The organism is Streptomyces phyllanthi (assembly GCF_009377205.1).
GTDB classification, from domain to species: domain Bacteria; phylum Actinomycetota; class Actinomycetes; order Streptomycetales; family Streptomycetaceae; genus Streptomyces; species Streptomyces phyllanthi.
This window is the reverse complement of sequence record NZ_VJZE01000505.1, coordinates 1-6,313: the sequence shown is the minus strand read 5'-3', so window position 1 is coordinate 6,313 and position 6,313 is coordinate 1. Positions and strand designations below refer to the sequence as shown.

Below are 6,313 nucleotides of genomic sequence, written 5' to 3'. Positions count from 1 at the left end.
CAGCGGCAGATCTGTATACGAGACAGCCGGTCATATGCCTCACGCGCAAGCCTCGCACGCGAACGGCGTAAGCGCTGCGATTCGGACAACCAAATCCCAAAGAATCGAACAGTTGAATGCTGGACGGATCACGGTCGCGACACGGGGGCTCGGTCGGACCGCGGGCGCGGGACCACCACGACATCACCACGACACCACTGCGGCATCACCGCGGCGCACCCGCCGCTCCCGCCCCGGCAACCCGTCCCCACGGGCGGAGCGGTGCGCACCCGGCGCTGCGGTCGCTCAGCGCTTCGCCACGAACACGTGGGAAGCGACATCCGACCGCAGCTCCGCGGCCTCGCCCGAGCTGCCCACCAGCACGCCGCCCGCCGACTCGGTCACGCTCACCACGGAACCGGGCTGCACACCCGCCCGCCGCAGGGTGTACATCAGCTGCGCGTCCGTCTGGATCGGCTCGCCGATACGCCGTACGACGACGGTCTTGCCCTCCGTGCCCGGGTCCAGGTCGGCCAGCGACACCATGCCCGCGTCCAGGAACGGGTCCGCGCCGTCCTTCTCGCCGAGCTCCTCCAGGCCCGGGATCGGGTTCCCGTACGGCGACTCGGTCGGGTGGCGCAGCAGCTCGAGCACACGGCGCTCCACGGCCTCGCTCATCACGTGCTCCCAGCGGCAGGCCTCGGCATGCACCTGCTCCCACTCCAGACCGATCACGTCGACGAGCAGGCACTCCGCGAGGCGGTGCTTGCGCATCACGCGCGTGGCCAGGCGGCGGCCCTCGTCCGTGAGCTCCAGGTGGCGGTCCGCGGCGACCGACACCAGCCCGTCGCGCTCCATGCGCGCGACGGTCTGACTGACCGTCGGGCCGCTCTGGTCGAGCCGCTCGGCGATGCGGGCGCGCATGGGGACCACACCTTCTTCCTCCAGTTCGAGGATGGTGCGGAGATACATCTCCGTGGTGTCGATCAGTCCGGACATTCGTGCCCCTTGATGAGATCTGCCGAAGGCTCGACCGCTCTCCGGCGCGTGCGCTGGCCCCCGAAGTCCAATTCTGCCGGATAGCACTGACAACCGTGCCGCTGTCGTCGCAACCACGCGGTCAGGACCGGGGTCATGACCGTACCGGTGAGGACGGCGGGACCCTCCCGGCGGGGCCGAACCGACCATGTCGCAAGCACGGTTGGACCATGTCCGGCGCGGTCACACGATGTCAGCCGGGACCATTGACAGGGCAGTGGTCCAGACCGCACCGTGATCCGCATCCACCAACGGGGAACACCAGAGCCGGAAAGGCCTTTTCGGATGGGCGACAGCAAGCTGGCCGAGCAGTTCTTCGACGCCGCGACGGACCTGCTGCGGCGGGTGCGGGACGAGGAGGCGGAGACGATCGCGGCGGCCGGCACGCTGATCGCGGACACCGTGGCCGACGGCGGCCGGCTCTTCGCCTACGGTGCCGGGCACTCCTCGCTCGCCGCCCAGGACCTCGTCTACCGCGCGGGCGGCCTGGCCCTGATGAACCTCCTCGCCGTACCCGGCGCGGTCGGCGTAGAGGCGCCCGCCACGCTGGGCTCCGCCCTGGAACGGGTCGAGGGCCTGGCGAGCGTGGTCCTGGACACCAGCCCGCTCCGCTCCGGCGACCTGCTCGTCATCATCTCCCTCTCCGGCCGCAACGCCCTCCCCGTCGAGATGGCCGTGAACGCCCGCGCGCTCGGGGTGAAGGTCATCGGCGTGACCTCGGTGGCGTACACCTCACAGACCACGTCCCGGCACGTCTCGGGCACCTTCCTGAAGGACCACTGCGACGTCGTCCTCGACTCCAAGATCTCCGTCGGCGACGCGGAACTCACCGCCGAGGGCATAGGGGCACCCTTCGCCCCCGCCTCCACCGTCGTCACCTCGGCCCTCCTCCAGGCGGTCATGGCCACGGCCGCGGGCTCCCTGGCCGACCGCGGCATCGAGCCCCCGCTCCTGCGCTCGGGCAACGTGGACGGCGGCCACGCGTGGAACGGCCGGCTGATGCGCGAGTACGGCGACCGGATCTTCTACGTGCGCTGAAGCGACCACGACCGGCGTACGGAGCCCTGGGCCGGGAGTGCCGTGTACAACGATTTCCCCCAATCTTGCGGGAACCCGGTGTGGGCTGAGTCACGTTCGAGTTGAATGACTACTGAGTAACGAACCGACGCGCCGTACGTGCGGACGCAGCCTGCAGGGGGTTCAGGTGAGTGCTTCCCGGCGTAGAGGGACCACGGACGAGCTGGGGCCGGACGAGCCCGAGCCCAGTGGCGGCGACCCCGGGACCGGGGACGAGGCCACGGTCGAGGCGGACGAACCCGAGCGCGGATCGGACCTGCTCGCCGCGCTGCTCGACGGAATGGACGCCGCGCTGTGCGCCTTCGACGCCGACGGGGTCGTCACCCACTGGAACCGCGAGGCCGAGCGCATCCTCGGCTGGACCGCCGCCGAGGCCGTCGGACGCCACGGGTTCGCCGGATGGGCCGTACGGACCGCCGACGCAGAGGAGGTCGAGGGGCGGCTGATGTCCGCCATGCGGGCCCCCGGACGGCAGGTGCACGAGTTCGCGCTGCTCACCAAGGACGGCGGACGGGTACTCGTCCGCACCCAGTCGGCCGCCGTACGCGGATCGGACGGCAGGCCCGCCGGCGTCTACTGCGCCTTCAGCGAGGTGCACACCCAGATCGACCTGGAGCGATCCATAGCGCTGAGCGAAGCGCTGTTCGAGGACGCGAGCTGGGGTGTCGTACTCGTCGACGCCGATCTGCGGCCCGCCGTGGTGAACGCGCACGCGGCCCGCGCGCTCGGCATCGGACGCACGGCCGTCCTCGGGCGCCCCCTGGGCGAGCTGCTCAGCCAGGGCGTCGAGGAACTCGAGAGCGCCCTCACCCATGTACTCGCCGAGGGCGCGCCGCCCGCACCCGCCGAGATCTGGGTGGGCGTGCGCACCACCGAGGGCGAGAAGCGCCGGTGCTGGCGCAGCGGCTTCCTGCGGCTGGCCTCACCGCTCGCGGAGGAACCCGTTCCGCTGGGCGTCGGCTGGCTCTTCCAGGACATCACCGAAGCCAAGCTGAGCGAGCAGGAGGCCGCGCTGCTCCGCTTCCGCGCCAACCAGCTGCACCGTGCCGCGCGCGCCGCCGCCGAGTGCGAGGACCCCGCGGAGGCCGCGACCGTCCACCTGGACTTCTCCCTCGCCGGGTTCGCCGACCACGCGATCGTCGACCGGCTGGCCGGGGACCCGGCCGGCTCGCGCACCGGCACGGCGGCCGATGCCCCGGTACGGCTCGTCCGGGCCGCCGCCACGCCGTCCGGCGCCCCCGGCCCCAGCCAGCTCACCGGACACGCGGGCCTGCCCGTCCGGTACGCCAAGGGCCACCCCGCCCTCCAGTGCGTCGAGCGCGCCGGCTCCGTACGCGCCAGCGCGGACGACACCAGCCCCGAAGCCACCCGCACCTGGGCGACCGCCCGCCAGTGGCCCACCGACACGGTCCACGCCCTGTGCGCCGTCCTCCGCAGCCGCGGCCGCACCCTCGGCGTCGTCACCTTCCTCCGCGGCCCCGGCCGCACCCAGTTCGAACGCCCGGACGCGACGTACGCGGAGGACGTGGCGGTACGGATCGCGGCGGCGCTGGATCTGGCGGGGCTGGTGGAGTAGCCGCCGACGGACCGGACCGGTGGTGCTCACTCTGGTCGCGACCGGCGTGGTGGCGGTGTCCGTCGTACCCGCCTGGCTCCCGCTGAGGAGCCGGTTCGTGGCCGTGGTCGTGTGCGCCGCGACGCTGCCCTGGTTCGCGGGCCGGTTCCGGCGCCAGTACCAGGAACTCCTCCGGGCCGGCCGGGAGCGTGCCGAGCAACTGCGGCGCGAGCAGGAGCCGGTCGCCGACCATGCCTGGCTGCGCGAACGATGAGGACCCGAGCCGAAGGGCAGGGCCTGCCCCCCTGACGATGGTCAGGGGGGCAGGCCCCCGGAGCTTGGACATGGGGACAGGTCCGGGTGAAAGTACGGGGATGAGTTTCCGGCTGGCGGCGTACGCCGTGTGCACCGAGGACGGACGGGTGCTGCTCGCCCGTTGCGTTTCACCACAAGGCGAGTCCATCTGGACTCTTCCAGGCGGAAGGGTCGAGCACGGAGAAGATCCCTTCGACGCGGTCATCCGGGAGGTTGCTGAGGAGACCGGCTGCGACGCGGTGGTCGAACGCCTGCTGGGCGTCGACTCCAGGGTGATCCCCGCAGCCGAACGCACCGTCCCCGGCGGACCGGACCACCAGAATGTCGGCGTCTTCTACCAGGTCCGTATCACCGGCGGTCAACTCCGGCCCGAGCCGAACGGCGCAGTCGTCGAGTCGGTCTGGACTCCGATCCCCGACGTCGTTTGCCTCCCCCGGTCATCGCTGGTCGACATCGGCCTCGCTCTGGCGCAGACCGTTCCGGCAACCGGCCACGTCGGCCCTGTCCCGGTCGGCGGTCTGATCCAGCACTGAGGCGACCGCCCATCCGACTGGGCCGCTTGATCGTCATCTGACTCACATGACCGGGTGGGACAGGCTCTAGCAGCAGAGACGGGACACCCCTCAGTAATCCCCTCGGAAAATAGGTTGAGCGCCGGGGTTCGGCTTCCTAAAGTGGCTCTCACTTCGGAAGGGAGGTGGTTCGGCAGATGTATGCATACCGGACGGAAGAGGTGGCTGCGGGCTAGTGGCCCGTCGTCGTACTCGGTTCGGCGCCGGGCCGGCACGTGAGCGATGCGTGCAGCCGGCCTAATCCAACGCAGTCACCCGACCCGCAGGCTCGCCGGTACGTCCGGCCGGCTTCTCGCCGTCAGGCGAGGGACCCAGAGCCTGCGGGTCGTCTGCGTTTCGGGCGAGGTCAGTGGCTGATGTCCTCGTAGCCCTCGATCTCGCGCGGGTCCCGCGTGCCCGGGCCCGTGTAGCGGGCCGAGGGGCGGACCAGGCGGCCCGTGCGCTTCTGTTCCAGGATGTGGGCCGACCAGCCGGCTGTGCGGGCGCAGGTGAACATCGAGGTGAACATGTGGGCGGGCACCTCGGCGAAGTCCAGGACGATGGCCGCCCAGAACTCGACGTTCGTGGCCAGGACGCGGTCCGGGCGACGGGCGTGCAGCTCCGCAAGGGCCGCCTTCTCCAGGGCCTCGGCGATCTCGTAGCGCGGGGCGCCGAGTTCGCGGGCCGTGCGGCGGAGGACTCGGGCGCGCGGGTCCTCGGCCCGGTAGACGCGGTGGCCGAAGCCCATCAGGCGTTCGCCCTTGTCCAGGGCCTGTTTGACGTAGGCCTCGGCGTCTCCTGTGCGTTCGATCTCCTCGATCATGCCCAGGACGCGGGAGGGGGCGCCGCCGTGGAGCGGGCCGGACATCGCGCCGACCGCGCCTGACAGGGCCGCCGCCACGTCCGCGCCCGTCGAGGCGATGACCCTCGCCGTGAACGTGGACGCGTTCATGCCGTGTTCGGCCGCCGACGTCCAGTAGGCGTCCACGGCCGCGACGTGCTTCGGGTCCGGTTCGCCGCGCCAGCGGATCATGAAGCGTTCGACCACGGAGTGGGCCTTGTCGATCTCACGCTGCGGGACCATGGGCAGTCCCTGGCCGCGGGCGGACTGGGCGACGTAGGACAGGGCCATGACGGCGGCGCGGGCGAGGTCCTCGCGGGCCTGCTCGGCGTCGATGTCCAGCAGCGGTTTCAGGCCCCACACCGGGGCCAGCATGGCGAGCGCCGACTGGACGTCCACGCGGATGTCGCCCGAGTGGACGGGGATCGGGAAGGGCTCGGCCGGGGGCAGGCCGGGGTTGAAGGCGCCGTCGACGAGCAGTCCCCATACGTTGCCGAAGGAGACATGGCCGACCAGATCCTCGATGTCGACGCCCCGGTACCGGAGTGCGCCGCCCTCCTTGTCCGGTTCGGCGATCTCCGTTTCGAACGCGACGACTCCTTCGAGCCCGGGTACGAAGTCGGACATCAGGCGGCTCCTCACGGTCGGAAGCGGGCGGTGAATCGGGCGGTTCCGAGCAATCGCGGTCCGATGCGGTCATCAGTCACCCGGGTGATGCCCCGTGTGAGCGACAGTCATCCAACAGAACGATTGCAGAACGATATCCCTGAGTGCCACCTTTCGGGAGAGTGTGCGGCACTGAGTGCCATGTAGTGATGAACGCCACTCCCCGCGCACGCGCGGGCGCATACGGCAGGATGACCATGTGAACGACCGCGATTCCGCCTCCGATCCGGCGTCCGATCCGGCTTCCGATCCAGCCATCGGCCCGCCTTACGACCCGTCCGCCGCCCCCGC

General features: G+C 71.1%; 6 protein-coding genes. 4 read left to right on the top strand and 2 right to left on the bottom strand.

Features of this window, described 5'->3' with window-relative positions; all coding sequences use genetic code 11:
• Positions 1-285 precede the first annotated feature (285 nt).
• Positions 286-978, bottom strand: coding sequence for a metal-dependent transcriptional regulator (locus tag FNH04_RS39375; RefSeq protein WP_152790834.1), 693 nt, complete (start codon positions 976-978; stop codon positions 286-288).
• 324 nt (positions 979-1,302) lie between these two features.
• Between FNH04_RS39375 and FNH04_RS39370 the strand changes: the two genes are divergently transcribed.
• The 4 genes from FNH04_RS39370 to FNH04_RS39355 all read left to right on the top strand — a co-directional run bounded on the left by FNH04_RS39370 (position 1,303) and on the right by FNH04_RS39355 (position 4,497).
• On the top strand, positions 1,303-2,055 hold the full coding sequence (locus tag FNH04_RS39370) for an SIS domain-containing protein (RefSeq protein ID WP_152790832.1): 753 nt from the start codon (positions 1,303-1,305) through the stop codon (positions 2,053-2,055).
• Between the two features lie 166 nt (positions 2,056-2,221).
• On the top strand, positions 2,222-3,670 hold the full coding sequence (locus FNH04_RS39365; protein WP_322725173.1) for a PAS domain-containing protein: 1,449 nt from the start codon (positions 2,222-2,224) through the stop codon (positions 3,668-3,670).
• 19 nt (positions 3,671-3,689) lie between these two features.
• The gene (locus FNH04_RS39360; RefSeq protein WP_152790828.1) at positions 3,690-3,923 is read left to right on the top strand and encodes a hypothetical protein; all 234 of its coding nucleotides are present in this window, start codon (positions 3,690-3,692) and stop codon (positions 3,921-3,923) included.
• 100 nt (positions 3,924-4,023) lie between these two features.
• Positions 4,024-4,497 (top strand): NUDIX hydrolase, encoded by a 474-nt coding sequence (locus tag FNH04_RS39355; RefSeq protein WP_152790826.1) that lies wholly within the window; start codon positions 4,024-4,026, stop codon positions 4,495-4,497.
• A 385-nt stretch (positions 4,498-4,882) separates the two neighbouring features.
• Here FNH04_RS39355 and FNH04_RS39350 read toward each other — a convergent pair whose 3' ends face one another.
• Positions 4,883-5,983, bottom strand: a complete 1,101-nt coding sequence (locus tag FNH04_RS39350) for a citrate synthase 2 (protein ID WP_152790824.1) — start codon at positions 5,981-5,983, stop codon at positions 4,883-4,885.
• Between the last annotated feature and the right edge of the window lie 330 nt (positions 5,984-6,313).